Here is a 24,215-nt window from a genome sequence, read left to right on the forward strand (position 1 = left end):
AAGAAAACGAATAAGAGAATTCGATGCAAGCATCACAACTTCCGCTGTTTTTCCAGCATCTAGAAGCGGAGCTAACACAAGCTCCCAATGAAATCCGCCGACTGTTTCACGGTCGCGGTCGCCGCTTCGAAGGTTTAGAGCAAATCACATGTGATTGGTTACAAGGTCAGTTGATCATTAACCTATTTAAAGAAGTCGATGAGACGTTTGTTTCTGAATTAAAAGCTGGTTTAAATACGCTTTCTGAATCTGCGCTGTGGGCAGAGAAACAGGGTCGCACTATCGTGATTCAACACCGTTATGCTGACGGCGCACCTTCAGAAATTCTGTTGGGTGAGCTAGATGCTCGACCTGTGGTTGAAGAAAGTGGCTTGAAGTACCAGCTAGATATCGGTCGTAACCAGAACTTCGGTTTGTTCCTTGATATGCGCTACGGTCGTGATTGGGTTCGTGAAAATGCCAAGTACAAAAATGTACTTAACCTGTTCGCTTATACTTGCGGCTTTTCTGTGGCGGCTATTGCTGGTGGTGCCGATAAAGTCGTAAACGTGGATATGGCAAAAGCGTCGCTTTCGAAAGGTCGTGAGAACCATAAACTGAATGGTCATAACATCAACCAAGTGAGCTTTATGGGGCACGACATCTTTAAGTCGTGGGGGAAGATCAAGAAGTCAGGTCAGTACGATATGATCATCATTGATCCACCATCATTCCAAAAAGGCAGCTTCGCGTTAACGAAAGACTACAAAAAGATTCTACGCCGTTTGCCAGATTTGCTAGCAGAAGGTGGACAAGTTCTCGCATGTGTAAACTCGCCATCGGTGACCAGCGATTTCTTGATTGAAAGCATGAAGGAAGAAGCGCCTGAGCTGACATTCCGAGAGCGTTTGGACAATCCACCAGAGTTTATGGATGTAGATAGCGAAGCTGCACTGAAGGTTCTGCTGTTTAGCTGAGTTTAAAGCGAGGTTCCCAGCTCAGTCGTTTTTCCTTATAGAGAATCTCTATCAAATGCTTCGCGTCTTGGTAGAATTACAGTCTGCGATAAACAAAAAGCGCCGAGCACGGCGCTTTTTTAATGTTTGTATCAACCGCTTTAACCAATCTGAACTTCGAGGTCGGATTCAATCGTCGAAGAACAGGCGAGTACATAGCCTTGTTCAATTTCTTCCGGTGTTAATGTTTCAAGGCTGGTTGAAGAAACACTGCCTTTGCGAACCTTACACTTACAAGAGCCACAAATGCCACTTCGACAAGCGACGATCAACGGTAACCCTGCGCCTTCCAACACATCAGCAAGGACTTGACCTTTTTGTGCATCAATCGTTTGAGCAAAGTCGGGGACTGACACACTTGCCGTTTCATCTGACACTTCAGCTTCTTCACTTGCCGCTGGTGTAAAGCTTTCTTGGAAGAAGTTAGCCATATCAAAGCCAAGCTCGGTCAAATAACCTTGAACATCGAGCATGAACTGGTTTGGACCACATAGATAAACCGTGCGCTGATTAAAATCTGGGACCAACTCCTGAAGCCATTCCTTACTGAGTCGACCTTCAGGGTACTGGGTCTCACCGCGATTTTTTAGTAACAGCTTCAAGTTAAAATCTGGGTAAACTGAGTGGTAAGTCTCTAGCAAATCAAAGTAAATCGTTTCTGGTTGAGAGCGAGCGATATGCAGAAATTCGATATCCACTTCTTGATCATTGCTCAGCCATTGTTTTGTCATCGCGAATACGGGGGTGATGCCGCATCCAGCACTGATCAGCAGGGCTTTCTTTTTACCATCTAGCGTGATTGGTGGATGGTCAACACAGTTGAAATCACCCGTTGGTGGAAGAGCTTGAACTGTATCTCCAATCAACAGTTTATCGATGATGTAGTTTGATACCTTCCCGCCGTCGACGCGTTTAATGGTCAGTTGTAAGCAATCATCGCCGGAAAGGGAACTGAGTGAATAGGCACGGAATTCCATCTTGCCATCGATTTCAATGCCAAGATTTATGAACTGACCCGCTTTAAATTCAAACAAAAGCGATTCAGATAAGTCTGCCAGCTTGAGGCTCACTGCATCGGCAGTCTCGTGATATTTATCTACACAGCGTAAGGTGACAGGTTGACTGCCTTGCCATTCAAAAAACATAACAATCTCTTTGGTTGTCGAGTACTCAATAGATAAAAGCGCCCCCAATTAAGGAGGCGCGTGATAAGCAAGGTGATTACGCTGCTAGGATAGTTTTAAGGTCATCTTGAACATTACCAATGCTGCGCATATCGAACTTCTCTTGGATAATTGCAATCAGGTTTGGCGTCAAGAATGCAGGCGCTGTTGGACCTGTGTAGATGCCTTTCACGCCTAGTGCGAATAGCGTAAGTAGGATCACAATCGCTTTTTGCTCGAACCAAGAAAGAACAAGCGTAAGAGGAAGCTCGTTGATGTCGCAGTCGAATTCTTTCGCAAGGGCTAATGCCAGCTGAATTGCTGAGTATGCATCGTTACATTGACCCACATCCAATAGGCGAGGGATGCCATTAATGTCGCCAAATGTATTCTTGTTAAAGCGGTATTTACCACAAGCCAGCGTTAGGATTAGCGTATCTTCTGGTGCTTCTGCAGTGAAGTCTGTGTAGTAGCTACGTTCTGCTTTGTCGCCATCACAACCACCTACTAGGAAGAAGTGCTTGATGTTGCCTTGTTTCACTTGGTCGATAACCGCAGGAGCCGCGTTCATCAGTGCGTTACGTCCAAAACCAACCGTGATGTTGTGCTCGATTTCATCGTGTTGGAAGCCTTCTTGTGCCAATGCACACTCGACTACTTGGCTAAAATCATCACCTTCTAGGTGAGCGACACCTGGCCAACCGACAATGCTACGAGTGAATAGACGGTCTGCGTACTGACCCACGTTCGGGTTCAATAGGCAGTTTGAGGTCATCACAATCGCGCCAGGGAAGTTGGCGAATTCTTTCTGTTGGTTCTGCCACGCGCTGCCGTAGTTACCTACTAGATGAGGGTATTTCTTCAGCTCTGGGTAGCCGTGTGCAGGCAGCATCTCACCGTTAGTGTAAACGTTAATGCCTTTGCCTTCGGTCTGTTGCAAGATTTTTTCTAGGTCGTGAAGGTCATGACCAGAAACAAGAATACATTTGCCTTTGACTGGCTTAACGTTAACGGTTGTTGGCTCTGGGTGACCGAACGTTGCTGTTTCACCGTGATCCAGCATTTCCATCACTTTGTAGTTCATAAGACCAATACGCATTGAGCAATCTAGCAGTTCGCCTAGATTTTCAGGGTCAGTACCTAACCAGGCCATGATTTCGTGGTATTCGGCGAAGATGTCATTGTTGGTTTGCTCAAGTACGCGTGCGTGTTCCATGTACGCAGCTGCACCTTTTAGACCGTATAAGCAAAGCAGACGTAGACCGATAACGTCTTCGTGTACTTGGTCTTTACCGCGGTTTACCGCAACTTGAGGAGCAAACGCCAAAATTTCCTCTGCGCTGTTTGGCAACTCGAAGTTCGCTACATCAGGAATGTTCACTAGCACTTCATCTGTAAGAGCTGCTGCTGTCATCGCTTGGTCTTTTAGCAGCGCTTTGTAAGTGGCTGCTTGAGAAGTCAGTTCAAGGATACGTTCTGGGTCAAAGTTTACGTTGGTCAACGTAGAGAAGAATGCTCTTGGAGCCCACTGGTTGATTTCATCATTGATGATATTGAATTCAAGCGCGCGTGCTGCCCAAAAAGAAACCCCTTGCAAAGTGTAAACCAACACGTCTTGTAGATCGGATACCTCTGAAGTTTTGCCACACATACCTTGTGCGAAAGAACAGCCTTTTACTGCCGGGGTTTGGATTGTCTGTTCACATTGAATACAGAACATATTGGGTTCTCCAGTGATTGTAGTAATAGTCGTTTTGTTTTCTCCAATAGAGCAGAATGCGTGCCAATAATTATCTCTTTGATTTTTAATGGCTTTATGTGTTTTTGAGTATGTCGCTGATGTGATTTTTACAACGTAACTGATGTGTAAATAACAACGGTGTATTTGAATTGGTGATAAAAGCGACGCGCGATAAACGTTTTAACGGACGATAGTAGAAGTGCTTGTTAAACAGGAGATAAGTTATTGCGGTTTTGTGAAGGCAAGAGATTCCCGATTGCGCTCCTTCGTCGCTGTCGGGAATGACGCAATAAGGCAACTGAAAACTTGATGAGTTTAAAGAGTTACAAGAAAGCTGAGACTTGAGCGGTTTAATTATTACGAATGAGGAAGAGTAAGTGAAATACGAGAAACCAGATGGGACAGTTAGCCCATGTACATTGGTGTTGCGTGTTATTCCGGACGAGCCAGAGTGAGTCATCCGGAATCTCTTTGTTTGTTATCGATATGTTTGCTATCGATAAAAGTAAATCGTTGTTTCATAAGGGCGAAGCGGGAGCCTCTATTTATTAATGCCGAGCTTTTTACCCATGCGATATAAGTTACCCCGATCCATCTGTAAAAACTCCGCTGCTTTTGCCCAAACACCGCCAGATTGGCTCAATGCGTGCTCAATCAAGTCATGTTGATAACGCTCCACCAACTCGCGCATCGGCTGGCTCTCTCTAGGCAAGTAATGTGATGTGCTTTTTACATCATCTAACGCGAGTGAAGTGTCAAAGTGATTGAGCATGATGGTGCTATCGCCTTGCTGAATGGCATGTAATGCCGCTCGCGTTAAGGTATGCTCAAGCTCTCGAACATTACCGTACCAAGGCAGAGACTCTAATTGAGTCAGTACCTTAGGGTGAACATGAAGGTTTGGTGCGTTAAATTGCTGGCGCACTTTTTCCAGTAAGTATCCCGCAAGAACTGGAATGTCGCCGTCACGCGCGCGCAGTGGTGGCACTTTGATGGGAAACACGTTCAATCGATGGAACAAATCAGCGCGGAATGTGCCAGTTTCCACCTCTTTTTCTAACTGTCGGTTAGTGGCTGCGATGATGCGTACGTTCACCATCAAATGCTGATCGCTGCCCACACGTTGCAGCTCGCCTTGCTGAATAACGCGCAGTAGTTTTGCTTGTAAAACCAAAGGCAATTCACCCACTTCATCTAGGAAGATTGTGCCGCCATCAGCTAGCTCGAACTTACCTGCACGGTGACTATTGGCTCCGGTGAAAGCTCCCTTCACATGGCCAAACAGTTCGCTCTCCGCCAGGCCCTCGGGCAGAGCGGCACAGTTCACGTAGATCATCGGCTTATCGTTGCGATGAGATTGAGCGTGAACTGAATGAGCGACAAGTTCTTTACCTGTACCGGTTTCTCCAGATACCAACACTGCGTAATCCGATTGTGCAACGGTTGCTATATTATTTCGTAACTGATTGATCTGTGGACTTAAGCCAACCATGTCACCATGTTGTGATCGCGCTTGTTGAATCAGGGTTTGTGTAACGCTTTTTTGCTTTTGGTTTTGTGCTTTGAGGGCTTTTAATTGTGCAATGTTGCGCAGTGTTGCCGCCGTTAGTGCCGCGAAGGTTTCGATAGCTACTGGGTCGATATGATCAAACGCGCCAACCGCAAGTGCATCCATGGTTAATGCCCCGACAAGTTGCCCTTCAACATATAAGCTAAAACCCATGCAGTCATGGACATCAATGCATTGGTCTTCGGTCAATAATGTCCCGTCAAATGGGTCGGGCAGGGCACAGTCGGCATCGAAGCGAACAGGCTCACGGCTGTGGATAATAGCGTCTAAGCGCGGATGGGCTTTAGGAAAATAACGGCGACCGAGTACTGAGTTTGACAAGCCTTTTACTGCAACCGGCGTTAGAAAGCCATCCTCATCGAATATGAACAAGCAACTCGCATCACAAGGGAAGACTTGTGCGACCCCATCAATCAGGTTTTGGTATTGCTGCTCATGAGAGCGATTTGAGCTCAAATTGAGTGCGATATTGAGGAGTACATGGTCAACAGTAGGAGTCATAACAAGCCCAGAGTTATCTTGAATGGGCTCATGCTAGCAACTTGATGTCATTTGAACATCGAAAGGTGAAATAGATTGATGTTCCATTGACGACGATCAAGTGACACGCCAGAACTGTGATACAAATAAATGCAACTGGTTGAGTTTAATGAATTGAAAGCAAGGATCGCTCCACTTCTAAGGAATATATCCTAAATTGGAACTTCAGCATTGACCTCAAGTTAACTTGAGCTTCTATCCTCGATTTGAAAAACGTCAGGAGGGTAGATTATGCAGAACGATTACATTAAAGAACTAGCGGTGAAGAGCTATCAAGAAGAGCGACAAAAAGAGTATTTTCGAGCTAAGCAGCAGAAGTGGCATGTGCCGAGTTTTGTCTCTGGGATTGTGGTGACGCTGGTGGTGAGTGGGATGCTTTATTGAGGGAAGATTGAAAAGAGATTCCCGGTTGCACTCCTTCGTAGCAATCAGGAATCTCCCTTTAAGTTTTGTTTACGGTTTCAGCGTATGAAACCCAGAGTAAATACGTGTAAATGTGGTAAACCAACACGCCGCACCAAAGATATACGCAATCACGGCAAAATGTTGTGGGAACAAACAGAACAACACGAAACAACCAATGGTCTCGGTGCCTTCTGTTAGACCGCTCATGTAGTACAGAGATTTGTGTTTGTAGACAGGGTTATCGATACCGCGTTTACCTGCCATGATCGCGAAAGCTAAGAAGCTGCTCCCCGTGCCAATAAACGAGAAGATCAAGAATGCGCCCGCGACGGCGTTTTGTTCTGGATTTGCCAACACAAAACCAAATGGAATCAAAGAATAGAACAAGAAGTCCAAGCTAATATCGAGAAAGCCTCCGGCATCGGTAATGCCTTGGATTCTTGCCAACGCACCATCTAATCCATCACAAATTCGGTTCAGTAGGATAAACGCTAATGCGAGTGTGTATTGCTCTGCCATCAATGCTGGTAGGGCAAAGCAACCAAGGGCAAAACCGAACAGTGTGGTTTGGTTAGCCGTCACGCCACATTTGTCGATCAGCTTTGCGCTTTGTGCCAGTGGCCACTTAATGATTTTGATGCTTAGGCTATCAAGCATGACTTGTCTCCCACGGCCAGTTTAGGCAACGACTGCCTGCAGGGATATCGTCTTCATCGTGAGTCACCATCAACGCGGGAATATTAGCGAGTTGAAGCTGTTCCACGACCCAGTTACGAAACTGCACGCGCAAATCTTTATCGAGTTTGCTGTATGGTTCGTCGAGTAGGGCAACTTTTGGTTTCGCCAACAACATACGAGTCAGAGCGATACGGGCGCGCTGACCACCTGATATTTGATCTGGGAAAGATTCCGCGAGCTTGGTTAACGAGATGTGTTTCAATGCTTGCATCGCACGTTCTTTACGCTCAGCCCCTTTGATTGAATCAGGCAGAGCGAAGGCAAGGTTTTCCCATACGGTGAGGTGCGGAAAGAGCAAATCGTCTTGGAACAAAATACCTACCTGACGCTTATGCGCAGGCAAAGCATCCAACTTTTCATTATCGAGAGTGATTGAGCCTGAATAGTCGAACTCGGAAGATAGGTGACCAGCAATGGCATCCAATAAAGTGGATTTGCCACAGCCGCTTGGACCCATCAGGGTAACAATTTCACCTTTCTCTACCGTCATATTGAAGGCAGAGAAAAGCGTGTCGCCATTGGTTTTATGGATGGCGAGGTTTTCGAGACAGAGACTCATTCGGTAGTAAACCTTTAATAGACAACCGGCGATACTTAACGTGTAAGCGGCTAAGTAAAATCGCAAAAGAGAAGAACATTAACGGCAAGAGAGCTTGCCAAATTGCGTAAATCGCAGTGACACGACGGTCAAAGCCACTTGATAGGGCGACCGCTTCTGTTGTTATTGTGCTGATGCGACCAGCTCCCAGCACGAGTGTTGGTAGGTACTGCGCTAAGCTGACACTAATGCCAACTGCCCAAGCAAAAGCAATCGCAGGCAAAAGAATGGGCAGTTTGACTTTTAACCAAGCCTGCATCGGTGATTTACCAAGGCTTAAGGCGACACGAGTCAAACCATTGTCGAAGCTGCGCCATGGACCGTCGAGTGATAGGTAAACAAACGGGAAAGCAAAGAAGACGTGTGCCCAACATACCCAGAACAAGTACGCGCTGCTGTCGAGGTACAGCGTGACGACTTGCATTCCAAACAAAACGGAAAGCTGCGGAATCAACATTGGCACGGCAATGATGTACCCTGGGACTTGCCAGCGGTAACGCAGTCGGTATTCGTGAGCAATCAGAGCAAGTACCAGAGCAATTGATGCGCTGATCACCGCAATCAACATGCTTTGCTCTAGCGTGCCAAGAATGCTTTGCCACTCGTATTCCCAAAAACGTAAGCTGTAACGGCTTGGTAATAAGTCAGGGAAACGCCAACGTTGTGCAAAGCTCCACACCACCATCAACGGCACCATCAACAGTGCGAGTAGAGCAATCATAGAGAACAAGGTCTTTCCTGGTAAGCGGAAACCGCTACGACCGGAGTATTGCCAGCGTTTAAAGCCTTTAGTAACGCTCCACTCTACGAGTCGAGCAAAGCCAATCAATAGGCTCGCAATCGCAAACAACACAACTGCACCCGCCGCTGCTCTTGGTAGGAGGGATAAATCAGGATCGTTAAACCACTGCCATACCAATACTGCAAAGGTAGGAGGGTTGGTTGGACCGATAATTAGCGCGACATCGACAACGGATAAGCTGTAAGCCAGCACGGCTAGCATTGGGAAGCGCAGTTTTGCTAACCATTGAGGGAAAACGCATTTCCACCAAGCTTGAGCCGAGCTATACCCCATCGAATGACTGACTTTTTCTATCTTCTCGACCTTCAATTGTTGAAGAATCGGAATACTCATCAACAAAAGGAACGGGACTTCTTTGATGGCAAGCATGATGATCAAACCCAGTGCGTATGGGTCTTTGATCAGCAACGCTAAGTCATTCACCGTTTGCGCATTTGGATCGTAACCAAACATTTGATTGAGTACGCGAACGCCCATACCTGTTGGTGCAAATAGGAAAGCAAAACCAATGGCGAATGCCACGTGTGGCATGGCAAGAAGCGGAGAAAGACTGACTTCGATTTTACGCCAGAATTTACTTCCCCAAGAAGCTTGCAGAATCGCAAACGTCATCAAACAAGCAAGGTAGCTACTTAAAATGGCAGAGTAGAACGTTAGACCAATAGATGTCCACACGCCTTCCCAGTCAAACACAGCATCAAAGCCATCAAGTGAAAAATGATGTAAGCCGATAGGGGGAACATAGCCGAGCGCAGAGACCACCACCCCGAGTAGACCCGGGATGGTTGGTAATATACAAACTGCGATAATAACTAGATACAGCGCTCTTAACATGGGTGATTATTAATTCCCGTAGCGTTTCAACCATTCTTTTTCTAGTGCGGCTTGCCAGCTTGGGTGTGGCTCTGCAATAGACTTGAATTGTTGAGTATTTTTAGCCGTACCAGTCAGGTATTGGCTGCTTAGCACTGAAGGATCACCCCAGATGTTGATATCACCTTTACGAGATTGCGCTTCAGGACTTAATAAAAAGTTTATAGCAACTTGAGCCCCTGCACTGGCGTTTGCGTTCCAAGGGATAGCTAAGAAGTGAATGTTAGAAAGTGCACCCGCATCCATCGCATACGCTTTGGTGCTATCTGCAAGGTTGCCGCTAGATTGTGCTGAATAAACCGCATTTGGGTTAAAAGTGACGGCTAAGTCAATCTGACCATCATCTAGTAGTTGTACCGTTTCCGCTGTGCCACCCGGAAACTGCTTACCGCCACGCCATGCGACTTTGTGAAATTCATCCAGGTAAGCCCATAGAGGTTGCGTGATAGTTTTGAATGATTCGTCTGTCACTGGCTTTTGCAGTGCAGGATCGTTATTGCTCAGTTCGATCAGTAGAGATTTGATGAAACTGGTGCCATGAAATTCCGGTGGGCGAGGGTATGTCAGACGATTTGGAAACGCTTTTGCGTAGCTCAGCATTTCAGCATATGAGCTTGGCGGGTTGTGCAGGGTTTCTTCATCGTAGATAAACACCAATTGACCTACGCCCCAAGGCGCTTCTAGACCATCTGTTGGTTCAGAGAAATCGACATCAACAGGCAGGGTTTTATCGACATACTGCCAGCTTGGTAAACCTTCAACGAAAGGACCAAACAATAGTTGGTTGTCTTTCATCGATTTAAAGTTTTCGCCATTAATCCAAACCATATCAACACTGCCACCGCTGTTTTTCCCTGCGGCTTTTTCAGCAATAAGACGAGTGGTGGTTTCAGAAATATCGGTGACCTTGACGTGGTTAAGTGTCACGTTGTAGCGAGATTTAAGCTCTTTGCCTGCCCATTGGATGTAGCGGTTAATTTCTTGGCTACCACCCCAAGCATGAAAATAAACGGTCTGACCGTCGGCTTGCTGTTCTATTTTTTGCCATTCTTCAGCGGTCGAAGATGCAAAAGAGGAGGTCGCGAATGTGGTGGCTAAAATGCCAATGGTGCTAAGTAGCTTTTTCATACGTAATCCGTGTTTCTTTATCTTTGTTTTCATTTTGGAGCTTTATATTCCCATGAGGTACAAACGGCTGTTTTGGTACTCTGAATTGGGGATAAACCACGCTGGAAGCTCCGTTCCCTCTAGATGGATAGTAATCTATCTTGCTCTATTATCAACGCGAATTTGATAATAGATTCAGAGAATTACTCGCCTTGTGAGGTGATACCAATCCACGTCAGTTTTTGGTCTTAAAAGTCACCAATTTAAGGACAAAGTGTGAGCAAATCAGTAGCAATGAAAATAGTGCGACTCTCGATAAGTCGCACTATTTTGGCTTCAATAATGGATAGACCGGATTACTTCGCTAATTCTTCCATGTTGATGCCTTTTTTCTTTGCGATGTATTTTGGAATCAAAGACATGCCAAACAGCACAAGACCCGCAACCGCAAATTTTACCAACAACATTGCAGACACACCGTTTGTTGCGATGTCACCAGCCATGTAAGCAAAAATGAAAGCACCTGGCGCCATGGTCAACAGAGAAACCAGAGCGTAAGTGCCAAGGTTTAGGCTGGTTAGACCGTAAGCGTAGTTTTGTAGGCTGAATGGGAATACAGGCACAAGACGAGTCAGAATCAAGAAGCTGGTGCCGTTTGCTGCTACACCGTCATCGATTTTCTTGAATATTGGGTTGTCGCCAAACTTCTTCATGATGGTGTTACGCAGTAGGAAGCGCGCCACGATAAAGGCTGCTACTGCACCAAGCGTTGCAGAAAAGAGCGCCAATACGCCACCTTTGATAGGACCAAATACGATACCTGCCACAATGGTAAATGCGCTGCCCGGTAGTAGGAAAACACACGCAAATACGAATGCTGCTACGAATACGGCGTAACCCCACACACCAAAGCTTGCGATCCAATCTTGTAGGCTCTTGATGTCAGTGATGATTTCAAGAATGCCAGTTTGTTTTGCCGCGAACAGAGCGAGAGCTACAACAGCGACGATAAGAGCGATTTTTACGAGTTTCATAAGTTCAACTTCACTTAAACCTAATAATTAAAAAGAGATAGCGACACAGAGACAGTTACACTGACATACACTTGATCAGGCCCGCTTTTGACTTGTAGCGGTTGAACCAAGCTTTTACAGGGCTTGCAAGTACGTTTACTGGCGGCTCATCACCTTGCATGATCACAGGACCGAACATCAGATCCAGAATGTGCCAAGACTTTGTACCAACACCCATCATGGATGCACGACATGCCGAGCAATAAACCACTACGTAGTCGGTTTCAAACTCTTCAACACGGCGCTTAATTACGCGCGTTGCCACATCTGGGTTTGCAGGTACAACCATGCCGCCGAAGCCACAGCAGCGGGTGTTTTCTCGTGTGTGTTCTGGCTCAGAGGTTTTGTAACCAAGTTCGTTTAATATCCAACGGATACCGTCTTGCAGCTCTTTCTCGTAGCGAGTTGAACAAGAGTCGTGAATGGTAAACACCACGTCGCTGTTTTTGGCTTTGCCGCGCAGTTCTTCCGGTAAACCAATTTCAGGAAGTAGCTTCCACAAAGACACTGGTTTTTGTGTGCCACCAGATTTTTTGATCATGCCGTAGCAGCTTTGACACGCCACAATCACCTCTTGTGCATCTAGCTTGTCAAAATCAGCCTGTAGCTGACCGTAACGCTCTTTAAACTTCTCCGTTTGACCGATAGCTGCAGTCGGTTTGCCACAGCATTTTTGGACTGCGCCCATGTCTGGAAATACTTGCTTTAGGTAGCTAGCAATGGCAGCTACACCTTCAGGTGAATAGGATGGCAAGCTGCATCCTGGCATAAATACTTTATTACTCATTTTGTCGATACCGCTCGTTTTGCCATAGTGAAGATTTTTGAGAAGCCAAGCTTCTGGTGCATGTTGATCGCTTTATGACCCGGCATTGGAGATTCACCGTTGTTTGCCTTAACAAAGTCAGCACGTGCCCCTAGGAACATCTCTTTCATTGGGAAGTCTTTCGGACACACGATGGTGCATTGGTCACACGCGTTGCATGAGTAAGCCATCAGTGGATCCATCGACTTGTTGTTCACAAAGTCGGAGAAAATGGTTTTCGGACAGTCGCTGAAGTCATTCATCATGATGCACTCGGTCATACATAGCTTGCAGCTGCATTGCAGGCAGCGAGAAGCTTCTAGTTTGATTTGCGCTTCAGTAAAGCCTAAATCCACTTGTGCAAAATCCTGCTTACGCTCTTCAGCGTCACGCAATTCACCGTGTAGGCGAGGGGTATCTACCGTACCTTTTGGTAGTGGTACGTCTAGACGAGATGAGTAGCTGTATTCTTGCTCGAAGTCGCGGTCTTCAGTTAGTGGACGAGTCGTTAGGAAGCGTTCAACGCTCATTGCTGCTTTACGACCTAATGCCATCGCTTCAATTACGATGTTCCCGCCACACGCATCACCAGCTACGAATACGTCTTCTAGACTAGATGCTAGTGTTTGTTTATCGACAACGTAACGGCCACCGCGAGTTTGCTCTAGTGCACCGTCAGTAATATCTGCCACGATTTGACCCGTAGCGAAAACAACGGTATCCACAGAGATAGTTTTGCTTTCTTCGCTGTACTGAGGTGCAAAGTTGCCTTGCTCATCAAAGATCGACAGCACTTTCTTGATAGTAATGCCTGTTACTTTGCCGCTCTCGTGCTCGATAGCGACAGGTCCCCAACCCGCATGGAATTCAACGCCTTCTTCTAGTGACTCATCGATTTCGATTTGGCTTGCAGGCAGGTTCTCAAGGCTCTCAAGTGAACATTGGTAAACTTCACTTGCGCCGATACGCCATGAAGAGCGTGCGCAGTCCATCGCTACGTCACCACCGCCGATAACCATTACGCGCTTACCTGCTCGTGGGAATTGGCGAGTTTCAGAAATCTCTTTTAGGTATTCAACCGCAGAGAACACGCCATCGTTGTCATGACCCGGCAGAGGGATGATCGAACCTACGTGCGCACCATGTGCAAGTACCACCGCATCATGCTCGTTGCGTAGTGTTTCGAAACTGATGTCTTTGCCGATCTCAACGCCAAACTGAGTTTTGATTCCCAGCATCGCTAAGTAGCTGTATTCGAAATCGATAACATCGCGTGGCAGGCGGTATTCAGGGATACCAACACGCATCATACCGCCGTAAACGTCCAGCTTTTCATAGATGGTGACTTCATGACCCTGACGACGTAGTTCGATTGCCGCTTGAGCGCCAGCAGGACCTGCACCTACGATCGCGATGTGCTTGTTAGTTAGGGGGGCAATGTTTAGATCCCAGTGATCTTGGTTATCCATTTTCTCTGCGACGAAACGTTTAATCCCAGCTACGCTGATTGGCTGACCAAACTCAGAATTACGGCGACAAGACGCTTCACACGGATGTGCGCAGATGCGACCTAGTGTTTGAGGAAGGAATAGTTTGCTACGGATCAGATCCAGAGCACCTTGAAAATCACCTTCACCCGCCATGCGAACGTATTGCTTTACGTCTGTGTGCATTGGGCACGCGGTTTGACATGCCGGATCGGCATCACCCATACAGCCATCGACAATCATTTGAGCGGTGTCGAATAGCTTTTGACTAAAAATTACATTGTTCATTAACTGCTATTTCCGTGTTGACTAGCTCTTGCCGTTGATAACGTTCACTTCAGGGTTTTTCTGCTCATAGTGAGCATGGCTGTACTCGATCCATGAACCGTCATAGTTGTAGACGCCTTCTGCGCCAAGTACTTCAGTAAGAATCATGGTGGTGTGGGCAGAACGCACACCGGATTGGCAATAAGCGATCACTTTTTTGCCTTTGATGATGTCGCCATAAAGAGCTTGCAGTTCTTGTGCAGATTTCAGCGTTGTGTCTTCGTTTAACGCTTTGGTCCAGTTAATGTGAACACTGCTTGGGATAGTACCCGGACCGTACGCACCAGAAACCGCAACGTCGCCGTTGAACTCGTCGTTGCCGCGAGTATCTAGGATCACCCAATCAGGGTTGTTTTGCGCTGCGATAACCATATCCAGTGTCGCTAGCGTGTTGTTGTCTTGTTTTGTGTTCGGTGCTTTGTATTCAACTGCGGCAACGCTTGGGTTTGCAGAGCCAGTTGGGTAACCAGCGCCCATCCAAGCGTTCAAGCCACCGTCTAGGTAACGAACGTCTTGATGACCAAGGTTATGGATTTGCCAGTAAAGGCGAGCGGCATCGTGGTGAGAGCCTGCTGCGTAAACCACGATTGTGCTGTCAGCTGTTGCGCCGAAGCTGCCCAGAATGGTCTCCATTTCTTCGGTGTTATTGCTCATACCACCGAAGTCGAATTGACCATCAGCCGCCGAGTAATCGTTACGCCACATAGTGTAAGAGCCAGAAATAGGACTATCTGGTTTGATAGGGTTTAGCGCACCGATCACAACCACATCTTTGTCGCCGTCCATCAGCGACTTAAGTTGTTGTGCCGAAATGAAGTGCTCAGGATGAGCGTATTCTGCGAATTTCTGCTCTTGAGCAGCGGCATCCACAATCACAGCCTCAGCTGAGAACATCGTATTGTAAGCTGAGTAGCCAACCGCTGTGACAGCTGCTAACACACCCAACGCAATCGTCGATTTTTTCATGAGTTGCTTCCATATTTTAATTTAAAGTTTTGCTGCCGAATCCTCGATGTTTCGACAGATAGAATGCTTTTGATGGGGCAGTGCTGACATGAACGTTTCTTAATCATTTTTGGTGTTCATGGCTTAAAATAAGCGGAAATGCGCTCTACCCCTTTATGGGTAAGGCATTCTGAGGAAATCGTTTAAATGACGATATTGTGGTTTCCCACAATAATGATGTGGGATTGATCTAAAGCAACAAAGTAGAAGGGGGAAGTGGTGCTAAAATGTGCCACAACCGAGTTTTGGTAGTATTTCATAAGTGATTGATAATTATTCTCAAAAGTTAATTCTTTTCATTTTTGCTCTCTCCTTTTTCTTTACCTCTTTTGCCTCTGCTAATGATCAAAAAGTACCGAGAAAAGACTACGATGTTGGCGTTTTAGCGCTGCGTGGACACGCACATGCTCGTGAAGCGTGGCAACCAACTTTGGATTGGTTGGAGACTCAGAATCCTGGCTATCAATTCAACCTACATACTTACGATTTCGACCAACTTGAAGATGCATTTTTGCACGGTTGGCTTGACTTCATTCTGACTAGTCCAGGGCAGGCGACTAAGTTGGCACGTGAATACCCAATCAACTGGTTAGCAACGCAAAAAACTGCCTATAGCAACTTACCAAATAAGTCGATTGCTTCGGTGGTAGTGGTGCGTGAAGAGTCGCCTTATAAAACGCTGCGTGACATCAATAAAGCTAATGTCGCGGCGGTATCGGAAAAAGCCTTTGGCGGCTTTCTCGCGCTGCGTTATGAGCTCGATAAGCTCGGCTATTTCAATTCCTCTTTCTTCGAAAAAATTCATTTTACTGGTCCACCAACTGACCAGTTGATTTTGGACGTGATCAAGAACGATCTCGATGTCGCGATCGTCCCTGCATGTACTCTGGAGAACATGGCGAAGGAGGGGCGTATCCAACTGCACAGCTTACGTGTATTGAATGAGAAGCGTCCTGCTGATTCTGTTTGTGCGGTGAGCACGCCACTGTATCCAAACTGGACCATGGCTATGACAGAGCGAGCGCCCACGGATGTGGGGCAAATGGTGGCGCAAACCCTTTTCGCAATGCCAGAAGATCATCCAGCAGCCGTTGCGGCGAACAACGTTGGCTGGATGTTGCCTGCGCCGAGCATCAACGTTGATAAAGTCTACAAGCACTTAGACATGCATCCGTTGCAAAAGTCTTGGGGACAAAAAGCACAAGAATGGCTGCATAAGAACCAAGCGATCGCAATGGCGTCGTTACTGACTTTGCTGTTATTGACGGGATATCACTTCTGGTTGGAATGGAAGTTTCAACGTAGTCGTGAAACGTTAAAAACCACCATGAACGACTTACGCCGTAAGAGCTCAATGTTGGAGCATGCCCAACGTATCACCATTGTCGGTGAACTTGGTAGCAGTATTGCGCATGAAATTAATCAACCATTGGCAGCAATCAAAAACTACAGTCAAGGGGCGAAAATGCGCATGGAACATGGCGCGACTGCCGAAGAAATGGCGCCAATCCTCGATAAAATCCAACAACAGGTGACTTCTGCAAGCGACATCATTCAGCGCCTTCGTAGCTTGATAAACAAAACACCGATTGAAAAAAACTGGGTGGATCTACCTTGTTTGATTGAAGAAGCGATGAAGCTGGTGGATTACGAATTCCAACGTCATCGAATCCAACTTGGTGTGCTTTACTCTGGTGAGCCGCAAAAAGTCTTTGCAGATGTGACAGGTTTGCAGCAGGTCATTCTCAATGTTTTAAATAACGCCAAAGATGCGTGTTTGAGCCATTCGCCGAAACGTAGAGATTTGTACGTGGATCTGCACGTGAGCTTCTGTGATGAGATGGTCATCATTGACGTGACGGACAACGGCATTGGAATTGAAGAAGAAAGTACGCCATTAGACCAAGCTTTCTACACCACGAAGGAAAATGGATTAGGGCTAGGTCTGGCAATATGTCGTGATGTACTCGATGCGCACCAAGGCAGCATGCAATTTAGGTCCATAGAGCCCACTGGGTGTCAGGTGACCATTGTTTTACCGTATCAGGAGGCTTGTTATGAGTCGTAACCTTTGTCCACTCTACATCGTTGATGATGAAGAGCCAGTATTAGAATCCATGGCGTTTATGTTGGAAAGTTATGGTTACGAGGTTGAAGCTTTTTCTAGTGGGATAGATTTTCTCAACAACGCTGAATTGTCCGCTCCGGGTTGTGTTTTGCTTGATAGCCGTATGCCTGAGATGCGGGGACAAGATGTCCATCATGTAATGAATGAGAAATTCAGCCCGATCAGCGTGATTTACCTAACTGGTCATGGCGACATACCTATGGCTGTCGATGCACTAAAAGATGGCGCATTAGATTTCTTTCAAAAGCCTGTTGATGGAAACGCGCTTGTGGTTGCAGTGGATAATGCTATGGCACAGTCATTAAAAAACGGTGAAAAGTTGAGTGCGAAACAGGTATTACAGAATCTCACCAAGCGCGAGAAAGAAGTACTTGGATTGGTAGTCAAGGGGATGAAAAACCAAGAGATGGCCGATTCGTTGTGTGTTTCTCTAAGAACAATTGAGGTACATCGCTCTAATGTGATGAAAAAACTTGAAGCAGAAAGCCTTGCAGTATTGATTCGCAAAGTCGGGCATTTGATCTAATTGATTTATGTTTTTGGGGGCAACGAACTGAGCTATTTAGGTCGAATTAATCACTGTAACCTAATGATATTTTGGGAAAGGTTTGCTCAACCGGTATCAGGAAGATAACATCAGTACCCAAAATGAAATGAATCTTAATCTTGGCTAGAACCTAACTATGTTTGTCGATACCGTTAAAAGTGCCTTTGCTTCACTAAACACGCATAAACAAGCGATTGCGAAAGCGACCGCTTTACCGATTCTCTTTTCTGTTATTCTTGATCTCCTTTTAGGTGCAAGTGAAGGCGATGGTGCTGCTATCTTCGTACAAATCTTGATGGCGCTATTGTCTGCGATCGTCGCGATTAATGTGCACAGTATTATCCTCAAAGGTCCTCAATCTGTCCCTCAATGGGGGCGTTTCACCCTTGGTAAGATCGAAATGTGGTTCATCGGTCATTACTTGGTGATGACAGTTGCAGTAGTCGCCGTTGCCGCCATCTTTGCGATGATTAACGTTGCGCTTGCCGCAATTGTACTGTTCGCACTTGGTGTGATCTGTTGCCGATTGGTGTTGGTGTTTCCCGCCATTGCTATTGGTAAAGGTGTGTCATTCCCTTATGCATGGAACTTAACCAAAGGGTACACGTGGTACATGATGGGTGTGGTGATCTTGGTACCGCTTCTGTGTGGTATCGCAATATCACCTCTGGCGTATTTACAACTGCCAATCCTAATGAGTTTATTAAGCTTCCTAGTGACCATCATCGGGATTGCTATTTTGTCTAAAGCGTACGAGCAATTAAGTGGTTTTGATGGACAATCTTATTCTCAGCAGTCATTTTGAAGTCACTTAAGTAGATGTTATGAATTAAGAAGCGCCTCCTTTTAGAGGCGCTTTTTTATGGTTACTTGTAGGCAAATTTACTTGGTTTTGTAAGAATTTATTACAAATTACATTTTTAAAGTGATATAAAGCACACCTTCGATGAGGCTGGTTTTGTTTTTGACTGGCCCATATCGAGAAAAACCGTGACGTTTCAATTGACGAATAAGGAAGGTGCTTTTTGCTCATTAGTCCGCCCTAGAACGATCTCTCAGATGCGTTTGCATCACTCCCTTCACCGTGCGCAATGCACCAACTAAGGCAATACGTTTATGAGAGATTTATGTTTAAATTTACAAAAGATACTTGGTTTAACAACGTTAAAGGAGATTGTTTATCAGGAGTTGTTGTAGCACTGGCACTTATTCCAGAAGCTATTGCATTCTCTATCATCGCAGGACTCGACCCCAAAGTGGGTTTGTATGCCTCGTTTTCCATCTGTGTCGTGATTGCGTTTACTGGCTCAAGGTCCGGAATGATTTCCGCGGCAACCGGAGCGATGGCGCTATTGATGACCACCTTAGTTAAAGATTATGGTTTGCAATATTTGCTCGCTGCGTCGTTTTTCGCTGGTGTACTGCAGTTATTGATTGGCTACTTAAGGCTAGGGGATTTAATGCGTTTTGTGTCTAAGTCCATTATGACTGGATTTGTAAATGCGTTGGCAATTTTAATCTTTTTGGCGCAACTGCCTGAACTGACGAACGTTTCTTGGTCCGTTTATGCATTGACCGTTTTAGGACTAGCCATCATCTATTTGTTTCCATATGTGCCGAAAATCGGAAAAATGCTACCGTCCCCTTTGGTATGCATTATCACGGTGACAGTGGTTGCGTTGATGTTTGATATCGATATTCGTACTGTTGGCGATATGGGGCAGTTACCCGATTCGCTTCCCGTATTCATGATTCCCAATATTCCCTTCAACATTGAAACACTCCAAATCATTTTCCCTTATTCATTAGCTCTCGCCATTGTCGGTGTCCTTGAATCACTGATGACCGCATCTATCGTCGATGAGTTGACGGATACAGAGAGTGAGAAAAACGACGAGTGCAAAGGACAGGGGATTGCGAATATGGTCGCATCGCTGTTTGGCGGTATGGCAGGATGCGCAATGATTGGTCAGTCGATGATCAATATCCAGTCTGGCGGTCGAACACGTTTATCGACGCTTTGCTCCGGTGTGTTTTTGCTGATCATGGTGGTGTTCTTGGGGGATTACCTCAAGCAAATCCCAATGGCGGCGCTCGTTGCTGTGATGATCATGGTTGCGATAAGTACTTTCTCGTGGCACTCCATTGCAGAAATGCGTAAACACAGTTTATCGACAAACCTTATCATGCTATCGACGGTGATTTCGGTTGTTGTCACCCACAATCTTGCTATTGGTGTGCTGGTGGGCGTTTTATTAGCGTGTGTCTTTTATGTGAATCAGAGCCGGACTTTAATGAAGGTTTCGGATGAAGTCATTGTTGATAACGACCATACGATTCACAAAGTTCATGGGCAAATCTTTTTCGCTTCCGCTTATAGTTTCACTGATATGTTTGATTTTGATAATGCGACGCGATACATCACAATTGATTTATCCGATGCGCATTTTTGGGATATCACAGCAATATCAGCTTTGGATAAAGCCATCATTAAGTTTCGTAAAGGCGGCTCTATTGTTGCTGTAACCGGAATGAATGAAGCAACCTTGGATATGATAGATCGCCACGCGGTTTATGATGATCCTGAAAAGCTGGCTAAGCAAGGTATGGGGCATTAGAAACAAAAAAAAGCAGCCAAAGGGCTGCTTTTTTAGAGATTCTTTCAGAGACTTATTGTCTCAGAAACAAATGTGGGATTAGTTTACCCAGTCACGCAGTGTGAACGTTAGTTCGTGATCTGCGTTTTTCAGTACTAGACCATCGTTAGTCAGAGTAATGTCGCTCCAATCAGAAAGCGTTTCAGACATTACTTTTTCAATCTTCATTTGGTCTTCCATACACATCTTCATGGTCATGCCCATTTTCTCGATGCGTAGTTGGTTATCTTTTAGTTCAGCTTGACCGAAGAAGTTGTTACAACCTGCATTACCGTTCGCTGTTAGGTTTTCACCAATTTCTAAGCGAGGTGCTTGGCGTTCTTCTGCTGCGATGTTTTTGCCATCGATTTGAACCAGCTGCCAGTTGTGGTGCTGTAGATCTTGAGCCGTAATTTCTTTCACATTGTCACCGTTGCTAGCGCATGCAGTCATTAGAACTGGAAGTGAGATTGCTGCTACTAACGTTTTTAGGCTAAGCTTCATTTTATTGACTCCGTTTTTAGAAAACGTGGTAAGTATAGGTAATAAAACAGTGTTTTTGTCAGCATACGGTTATGGTTTCGTATGTTTTTAAACACGGCGTATTTTATAACAGAGATCCCATTCCAGGTACTAAAATTCAGCGAAAACTTCGAAATTTCTTACAGTTATTCGACTATAAGTGAATCGGGTCTTGATGAGATAACCAAAGAACGGGTTGAGCATGGAGCAACTGGAGTTTTTTACCGTCCCAAGTCCTTGTGTCGGAGTGTGCACTTCTGACGAAAAGGGCTATTGCAAGGGATGCATGCGTAAACGAGAAGAGCGGTTTAATTGGCTGAGTTTTACTCCTGCACAACAGTTGCACGTGATTAAGCTGTGTCGTCAGAGGTACAGAAGAAAGGTGCTAGCAGGGAAGGGGAAAGCAGAACTGCCTCAAGATGACTTATCCCCGCAACAGGATTTGTTTTAGTGTTGTTTACGCTTTATTACTTATGACTAACTATTCCCGGCCCAGTCTGAACTACTTATCCATAAGAGCCGGGAAGCTCCTATCCATTTTCGTGCTCAAAGTGATGAGCACTTGGCGTTACTTTAAAGACCATTGGTCGCTTACCCAGCCTCCTGCTTGTTCGTCGAAGTGACTACCGGCAAAGCGGTGATTTTGTTCCACGTCTAATTTACTGGTGGGTAATTCATCCATCATTTGATGAATGTATCTTGCCATTGGATCAGTACATGCTTCACGCTCTCTGCGAGTGACCACTTCTTTAATTATCTGCAGTCTATAGCTGTTGCTGGCTCGTTTCATTTTTGACCTCCAGAACTCGATGGCAGCAGTTTGAACACATTGGCGTTCAGATCGCTGCTCATTGGCGGGAGCGTAGAAGCCCATCGCCTTCGTTTGAAGTCTGAGAGACAAATTGTTTGAGAGCAGTGTTTGTAACGCCATTCGCATCTTTCTCAGAATCATTGACTGTGTGAATAAAAGTTAATTGCTCAAACACAGTTGATGAATCTTCATATTCGAAAGACCTTATCAAACATAGAAGCCCTACACATGGTCGTCAACAACGTAAATGAACATTTTTTGAACGATTTGTGAAGGTGGCGTTTTATCAGAGATTTAGCGCAAATAAAAAAACCGGAGCCACTTGGGCTCCGGTTGGTCTTAGAGTCAGTCTGACACGCCTTATCTCAGTTGTTATGCAACCGAATGGCTGTCAATGTCTAAGTGTAGACAAGAATAAAGTAAATTAGCTACCTGAAGCAGGACAGCCTTTCACTGATTGGCCGTTGCTCAAGTACTCAATGTTACCCAAGTTCTTATCGAAATCTGCCGCAGAAATCTGAGGGTTATTAACGAAGAACTCACGCAGTATAGCTGCATCTGTTTGCTGGGTTGATTTAACATCGATGATTGGGTAATTATCGCCACCCGCTGCACTAAAGCTAATTACAGAGAAAGTGTACTCAGCTTTTGGATCAAAGCCTTTACCGTTGATGTCTGTAATCGTTACGTCTTTCGCATCACAGTTAACTGATAGCGTGATGTTGTCTAGTTGAGCGTATGCACCAGAGCCAGCAGATTTTGTTGCTACAACGTCTAGGTAAGCTTTAACCTCTTCACCAGTCATGGTTGCTTTTGTTACAAAGTTACCAAAAGGTTGAACTGTTAGAACATCGCGGTAAGTGACATCACCTTTCTGGATAGAATCACGTACACCGCCTGAGTTCATTACACCAAAGTCAGCATTCACTAGCTTGTTCGTGCGGTATGCTTTACCCAGTAGGTGACCAAGGTTAGTTTGTTGTGAACGGACAACATTACGGTCGCCTTCAAGCTTGCCGTCTGTGTTTGAGATTACTTCGTCCAGCAAATCTTGACCTTGTTGTTGGTATGGTAGAAGCAGCGCTTTTACTGTTGCATCAGGTTTAATTTGGTTTTGAATGAATTGGTAATCACCATTTTCATCTTTCGCTTTTAGGTTTACTGGAATCAGTGCGTAGTTCGCTAGGTGAAGCTTGCCATCGTAGTATTCGAAATCTGCACGACCTACGTATTTACCCCACTCATGCGCTTGCATGATGTAAGTGCCATTTTGCTGATCTGGTGTACACTCATCACCTGGTTTGAAGTCCGCGTAGTTGTTCGTACCTGGCTCCATACATACTGGGTTTTGCGAGTGACCGCCGATGATAGCGTCTAGTTCACCTTCTTTTAGAGAACGTGCTAGTTGAACATCACCAGGCGCTTCGCTACCACTTTGACCATTTTGGTAGTGACCCATATGTGTTGTTGCGAATACTAGGTCGACTTTCTCGTTAGCTTCGATCTCGCCCAGCACTTTTTGGATTTCAACTTGAGGATCCTGGAAGTAGATGTCTTTTACGTTGTCTGGGTTTACAAGTTTTGCTGTATCTTCAGTAGTAAGACCGATAACCGCAATTTTCAGACCGTTAATCGTGAAGACTTTATAAGGAGCGAAGTAACGTTCATCAGTTACTTTTCCGTCCGCATCTTTTTTGTAGATGTTTGCTGCTAGCATTGGGAAATCAGCTAGCTCAGCTTGCATATCTAGAACATCTAGAGCGTTATCAAATTCGTGGTTACCCACAGCCATTGCGTCGTAACCCAGAAGGTTCATACCTACGAAGTCTGGCACAGCGTTCTGCATGTCTGACTCTGGTACACCTGTGTTGATGTCACCACCAGACAGTAGGATAGACTCGCCACCATTTGCTGCTACTTCAGCACGAATAGACTCAATCAGTGTTTTACGTGCAGCCATGCCGTACTCACCTTTGCTGTTTTCCCAGAAACGACCGTGGTTATCGTTTGTGTGAAGAACAGTGAACTTAGTACATGAATCTGCAGTGTCACAAGTGATTGGAGAGTTGTCGCTGTCTGAGCCACATCCTGCTAGCGCAGCGCCGACTGAAAGTACCAAAAGGGATTTGTAAAACTTCATAAGGGATCCTTTCTTTGTGATTTTGATTTTATTACGGCGTGAAATATACGGAAATAATGTGAAACTTTAGTGATCTATATCTTATTTACAGTTTTGTTGAATACAGGAAATAACAGGGCTGCAAACCGCGTCGACAAATAAACAGAAACCGTATTTAGAAAGGATTTAATGTTTTTACTAACTAAATTTGTGAGTCGCTTAA

General features: G+C 45.5%; 21 protein-coding genes. 7 read left to right on the plus strand and 14 right to left on the minus strand.

The window, feature by feature from the left end:
• Window positions 1–23 precede the first annotated feature (23 nt).
• Window positions 24–956, plus strand: a complete 933-nt coding sequence (locus ABMY42_RS17980) for a class I SAM-dependent methyltransferase (protein ID WP_005450667.1) — start codon at window positions 24–26, stop codon at window positions 954–956.
• Between the two features lie 140 nt (window positions 957–1,096).
• On the opposite strand, the gene ABMY42_RS17985 is transcribed toward ABMY42_RS17980, so the two are convergent.
• From ABMY42_RS17985 to norR, 3 genes are all read right to left on the minus strand, one after another.
• A complete protein-coding gene (locus ABMY42_RS17985; protein ID WP_029789457.1) occupies window positions 1,097–2,140 on the minus strand; it encodes a hybrid-cluster NAD(P)-dependent oxidoreductase in 1,044 nt (347 codons plus the stop codon).
• Between the two features lie 76 nt (window positions 2,141–2,216).
• Window positions 2,217–3,878, minus strand: coding sequence for a hydroxylamine reductase (gene hcp / locus ABMY42_RS17990; RefSeq protein ID WP_069687012.1), 1,662 nt, complete (start codon window positions 3,876–3,878; stop codon window positions 2,217–2,219).
• A 562-nt stretch (window positions 3,879–4,440) separates the two neighbouring features.
• Window positions 4,441–5,970: a nitric oxide reductase transcriptional regulator NorR gene (gene norR / locus ABMY42_RS17995; RefSeq protein ID WP_005450661.1), complete on the minus strand. Its 1,530-nt coding sequence runs from the start codon at window positions 5,968–5,970 to the stop codon at window positions 4,441–4,443.
• 270 nt (window positions 5,971–6,240) lie between these two features.
• On the opposite strand from norR, the gene ABMY42_RS18000 reads away from it, so the two are divergent.
• A complete protein-coding gene (locus tag ABMY42_RS18000; RefSeq protein WP_017188183.1) occupies window positions 6,241–6,393 on the plus strand; it encodes a hypothetical protein in 153 nt (50 codons plus the stop codon).
• 69 nt (window positions 6,394–6,462) lie between these two features.
• On the opposite strand, the gene ABMY42_RS18005 is transcribed toward ABMY42_RS18000, so the two are convergent.
• The 8 genes from ABMY42_RS18005 to ABMY42_RS18040 form a co-directional block, all read right to left on the minus strand.
• Window positions 6,463–7,071 (minus strand): CDP-alcohol phosphatidyltransferase family protein, encoded by a 609-nt coding sequence (locus ABMY42_RS18005; protein WP_005450653.1) that lies wholly within the window; start codon window positions 7,069–7,071, stop codon window positions 6,463–6,465.
• Window positions 7,064–7,711 carry an ATP-binding cassette domain-containing protein gene (locus tag ABMY42_RS18010; RefSeq protein WP_005450651.1) on the minus strand — a complete coding sequence of 216 codons (648 nt, stop codon included), beginning with the start codon at window positions 7,709–7,711 and terminating at the stop codon, window positions 7,064–7,066. The genes ABMY42_RS18005 and ABMY42_RS18010 overlap by 8 nt, the downstream gene beginning before the upstream one ends.
• Window positions 7,677–9,386: a thiamine ABC transporter permease gene (locus tag ABMY42_RS18015; RefSeq protein WP_274882653.1), complete on the minus strand. Its 1,710-nt coding sequence runs from the start codon at window positions 9,384–9,386 to the stop codon at window positions 7,677–7,679. The genes ABMY42_RS18010 and ABMY42_RS18015 overlap by 35 nt, the downstream gene beginning before the upstream one ends.
• Window positions 9,387–9,395: 9 nt before the next feature.
• Complete coding sequence (locus ABMY42_RS18020; protein WP_005450647.1) at window positions 9,396–10,553, minus strand: ABC transporter substrate-binding protein; 1,158 nt, start codon at window positions 10,551–10,553, stop codon at window positions 9,396–9,398.
• 335 nt (window positions 10,554–10,888) lie between these two features.
• The gene (locus tag ABMY42_RS18025; protein ID WP_005450645.1) at window positions 10,889–11,566 is read right to left on the minus strand and encodes a TVP38/TMEM64 family protein; all 678 of its coding nucleotides are present in this window, start codon (window positions 11,564–11,566) and stop codon (window positions 10,889–10,891) included.
• 55 nt (window positions 11,567–11,621) lie between these two features.
• A complete protein-coding gene (locus ABMY42_RS18030; RefSeq protein WP_009698151.1) occupies window positions 11,622–12,392 on the minus strand; it encodes a (Fe-S)-binding protein in 771 nt (256 codons plus the stop codon).
• Window positions 12,389–14,185 carry an FAD-dependent oxidoreductase gene (locus ABMY42_RS18035; protein WP_005450642.1) on the minus strand — a complete coding sequence of 599 codons (1,797 nt, stop codon included), beginning with the start codon at window positions 14,183–14,185 and terminating at the stop codon, window positions 12,389–12,391. The genes ABMY42_RS18030 and ABMY42_RS18035 overlap by 4 nt, the downstream gene beginning before the upstream one ends.
• Window positions 14,186–14,206: 21 nt before the next feature.
• Window positions 14,207–15,190 (minus strand): rhodanese-like domain-containing protein, encoded by a 984-nt coding sequence (locus ABMY42_RS18040; RefSeq protein WP_038898844.1) that lies wholly within the window; start codon window positions 15,188–15,190, stop codon window positions 14,207–14,209.
• Window positions 15,191–15,491: 301 nt separating this feature from the next.
• On the opposite strand from ABMY42_RS18040, the gene ABMY42_RS18045 reads away from it, so the two are divergent.
• The 4 genes from ABMY42_RS18045 to ABMY42_RS18060 all read left to right on the plus strand — a co-directional run bounded on the left by ABMY42_RS18045 (window position 15,492) and on the right by ABMY42_RS18060 (window position 20,522).
• Complete coding sequence (locus ABMY42_RS18045; RefSeq protein WP_005450639.1) at window positions 15,492–17,297, plus strand: sensor histidine kinase; 1,806 nt, start codon at window positions 15,492–15,494, stop codon at window positions 17,295–17,297.
• Window positions 17,287–17,883, plus strand: a complete 597-nt coding sequence (locus tag ABMY42_RS18050) for a response regulator (protein WP_009698147.1) — start codon at window positions 17,287–17,289, stop codon at window positions 17,881–17,883. The genes ABMY42_RS18045 and ABMY42_RS18050 overlap by 11 nt, the downstream gene beginning before the upstream one ends.
• Window positions 17,884–18,040: 157 nt before the next feature.
• A complete protein-coding gene (locus ABMY42_RS18055; RefSeq protein ID WP_005450635.1) occupies window positions 18,041–18,709 on the plus strand; it encodes a hypothetical protein in 669 nt (222 codons plus the stop codon).
• A 322-nt stretch (window positions 18,710–19,031) separates the two neighbouring features.
• Window positions 19,032–20,522 (plus strand): SulP family inorganic anion transporter, encoded by a 1,491-nt coding sequence (locus ABMY42_RS18060; protein WP_349266597.1) that lies wholly within the window; start codon window positions 19,032–19,034, stop codon window positions 20,520–20,522.
• A gap of 78 nt (window positions 20,523–20,600) precedes the next feature.
• On the opposite strand, the gene ABMY42_RS18065 is transcribed toward ABMY42_RS18060, so the two are convergent.
• The gene (locus ABMY42_RS18065; protein ID WP_005450631.1) at window positions 20,601–21,044 is read right to left on the minus strand and encodes an META domain-containing protein; all 444 of its coding nucleotides are present in this window, start codon (window positions 21,042–21,044) and stop codon (window positions 20,601–20,603) included.
• A 220-nt stretch (window positions 21,045–21,264) separates the two neighbouring features.
• On the opposite strand from ABMY42_RS18065, the gene ABMY42_RS18070 reads away from it, so the two are divergent.
• Window positions 21,265–21,513, plus strand: coding sequence for a DUF1289 domain-containing protein (locus tag ABMY42_RS18070; protein WP_017188178.1), 249 nt, complete (start codon window positions 21,265–21,267; stop codon window positions 21,511–21,513).
• 117 nt (window positions 21,514–21,630) lie between these two features.
• Here ABMY42_RS18070 and ABMY42_RS18075 read toward each other — a convergent pair whose 3' ends face one another.
• Together ABMY42_RS18075 and ushA are read right to left on the minus strand one after the other, a co-directional pair.
• Window positions 21,631–21,852: a hypothetical protein gene (locus tag ABMY42_RS18075; protein WP_005450627.1), complete on the minus strand. Its 222-nt coding sequence runs from the start codon at window positions 21,850–21,852 to the stop codon at window positions 21,631–21,633.
• A 445-nt stretch (window positions 21,853–22,297) separates the two neighbouring features.
• Window positions 22,298–24,013 (minus strand): bifunctional UDP-sugar hydrolase/5'-nucleotidase UshA, encoded by a 1,716-nt coding sequence (gene ushA / locus ABMY42_RS18080; RefSeq protein WP_009698144.1) that lies wholly within the window; start codon window positions 24,011–24,013, stop codon window positions 22,298–22,300.
• Window positions 24,014–24,215 lie beyond the last annotated feature (202 nt).

The sequence above is a fragment of the Vibrio sp. SSH13-20 genome (assembly GCF_040104475.1).
Taxonomy (GTDB): Bacteria; Pseudomonadota; Gammaproteobacteria; order Enterobacterales; family Vibrionaceae; genus Vibrio; species Vibrio harveyi.

Excerpts from the sequence above, each read along its gene's own strand:
- ABMY42_RS18040 (WP_038898844.1), bottom strand. The coding sequence starts at position 15,190 with ATGAAAAAATCGACGATTGCGTTGGGTGTGTTAGCAGCTGTCACAGCG.
- ushA (WP_009698144.1), bottom strand. The coding sequence starts at position 24,013 with ATGAAGTTTTACAAATCCCTTTTGGTACTTTCAGTCGGCGCTGCGCTA.
- ABMY42_RS18005 (WP_005450653.1), bottom strand. The coding sequence starts at position 7,071 with ATGCTTGATAGCCTAAGCATCAAAATCATTAAGTGGCCACTGGCACAA.
- ABMY42_RS18075 (WP_005450627.1), bottom strand. The coding sequence starts at position 21,852 with ATGAAACGAGCCAGCAACAGCTATAGACTGCAGATAATTAAAGAAGTG.
- hcp (WP_069687012.1), bottom strand. The coding sequence starts at position 3,878 with ATGTTCTGTATTCAATGTGAACAGACAATCCAAACCCCGGCAGTAAAA.
- ABMY42_RS18055 (WP_005450635.1), top strand. The coding sequence starts at position 18,041 with ATGTTTGTCGATACCGTTAAAAGTGCCTTTGCTTCACTAAACACGCAT.
- ABMY42_RS18065 (WP_005450631.1), bottom strand. The coding sequence starts at position 21,044 with ATGAAGCTTAGCCTAAAAACGTTAGTAGCAGCAATCTCACTTCCAGTT.
- ABMY42_RS17985 (WP_029789457.1), bottom strand. The coding sequence starts at position 2,140 with ATGTTTTTTGAATGGCAAGGCAGTCAACCTGTCACCTTACGCTGTGTA.
- ABMY42_RS18070 (WP_017188178.1), top strand. The coding sequence starts at position 21,265 with ATGGAGCAACTGGAGTTTTTTACCGTCCCAAGTCCTTGTGTCGGAGTG.
- ABMY42_RS18060 (WP_349266597.1), top strand. The coding sequence starts at position 19,032 with ATGTTTAAATTTACAAAAGATACTTGGTTTAACAACGTTAAAGGAGAT.
- ABMY42_RS17980 (WP_005450667.1), top strand. The coding sequence starts at position 24 with ATGCAAGCATCACAACTTCCGCTGTTTTTCCAGCATCTAGAAGCGGAG.
- ABMY42_RS18030 (WP_009698151.1), bottom strand. The coding sequence starts at position 12,392 with ATGAGTAATAAAGTATTTATGCCAGGATGCAGCTTGCCATCCTATTCA.
- norR (WP_005450661.1), bottom strand. The coding sequence starts at position 5,970 with ATGACTCCTACTGTTGACCATGTACTCCTCAATATCGCACTCAATTTG.
- ABMY42_RS18020 (WP_005450647.1), bottom strand. The coding sequence starts at position 10,553 with ATGAAAAAGCTACTTAGCACCATTGGCATTTTAGCCACCACATTCGCG.
- ABMY42_RS18000 (WP_017188183.1), top strand. The coding sequence starts at position 6,241 with ATGCAGAACGATTACATTAAAGAACTAGCGGTGAAGAGCTATCAAGAA.
- ABMY42_RS18050 (WP_009698147.1), top strand. The coding sequence starts at position 17,287 with ATGAGTCGTAACCTTTGTCCACTCTACATCGTTGATGATGAAGAGCCA.
- ABMY42_RS18015 (WP_274882653.1), bottom strand. The coding sequence starts at position 9,386 with ATGTTAAGAGCGCTGTATCTAGTTATTATCGCAGTTTGTATATTACCA.
- ABMY42_RS18035 (WP_005450642.1), bottom strand. The coding sequence starts at position 14,185 with ATGAACAATGTAATTTTTAGTCAAAAGCTATTCGACACCGCTCAAATG.
- ABMY42_RS18025 (WP_005450645.1), bottom strand. The coding sequence starts at position 11,566 with ATGAAACTCGTAAAAATCGCTCTTATCGTCGCTGTTGTAGCTCTCGCT.
- ABMY42_RS18010 (WP_005450651.1), bottom strand. The coding sequence starts at position 7,711 with ATGAGTCTCTGTCTCGAAAACCTCGCCATCCATAAAACCAATGGCGAC.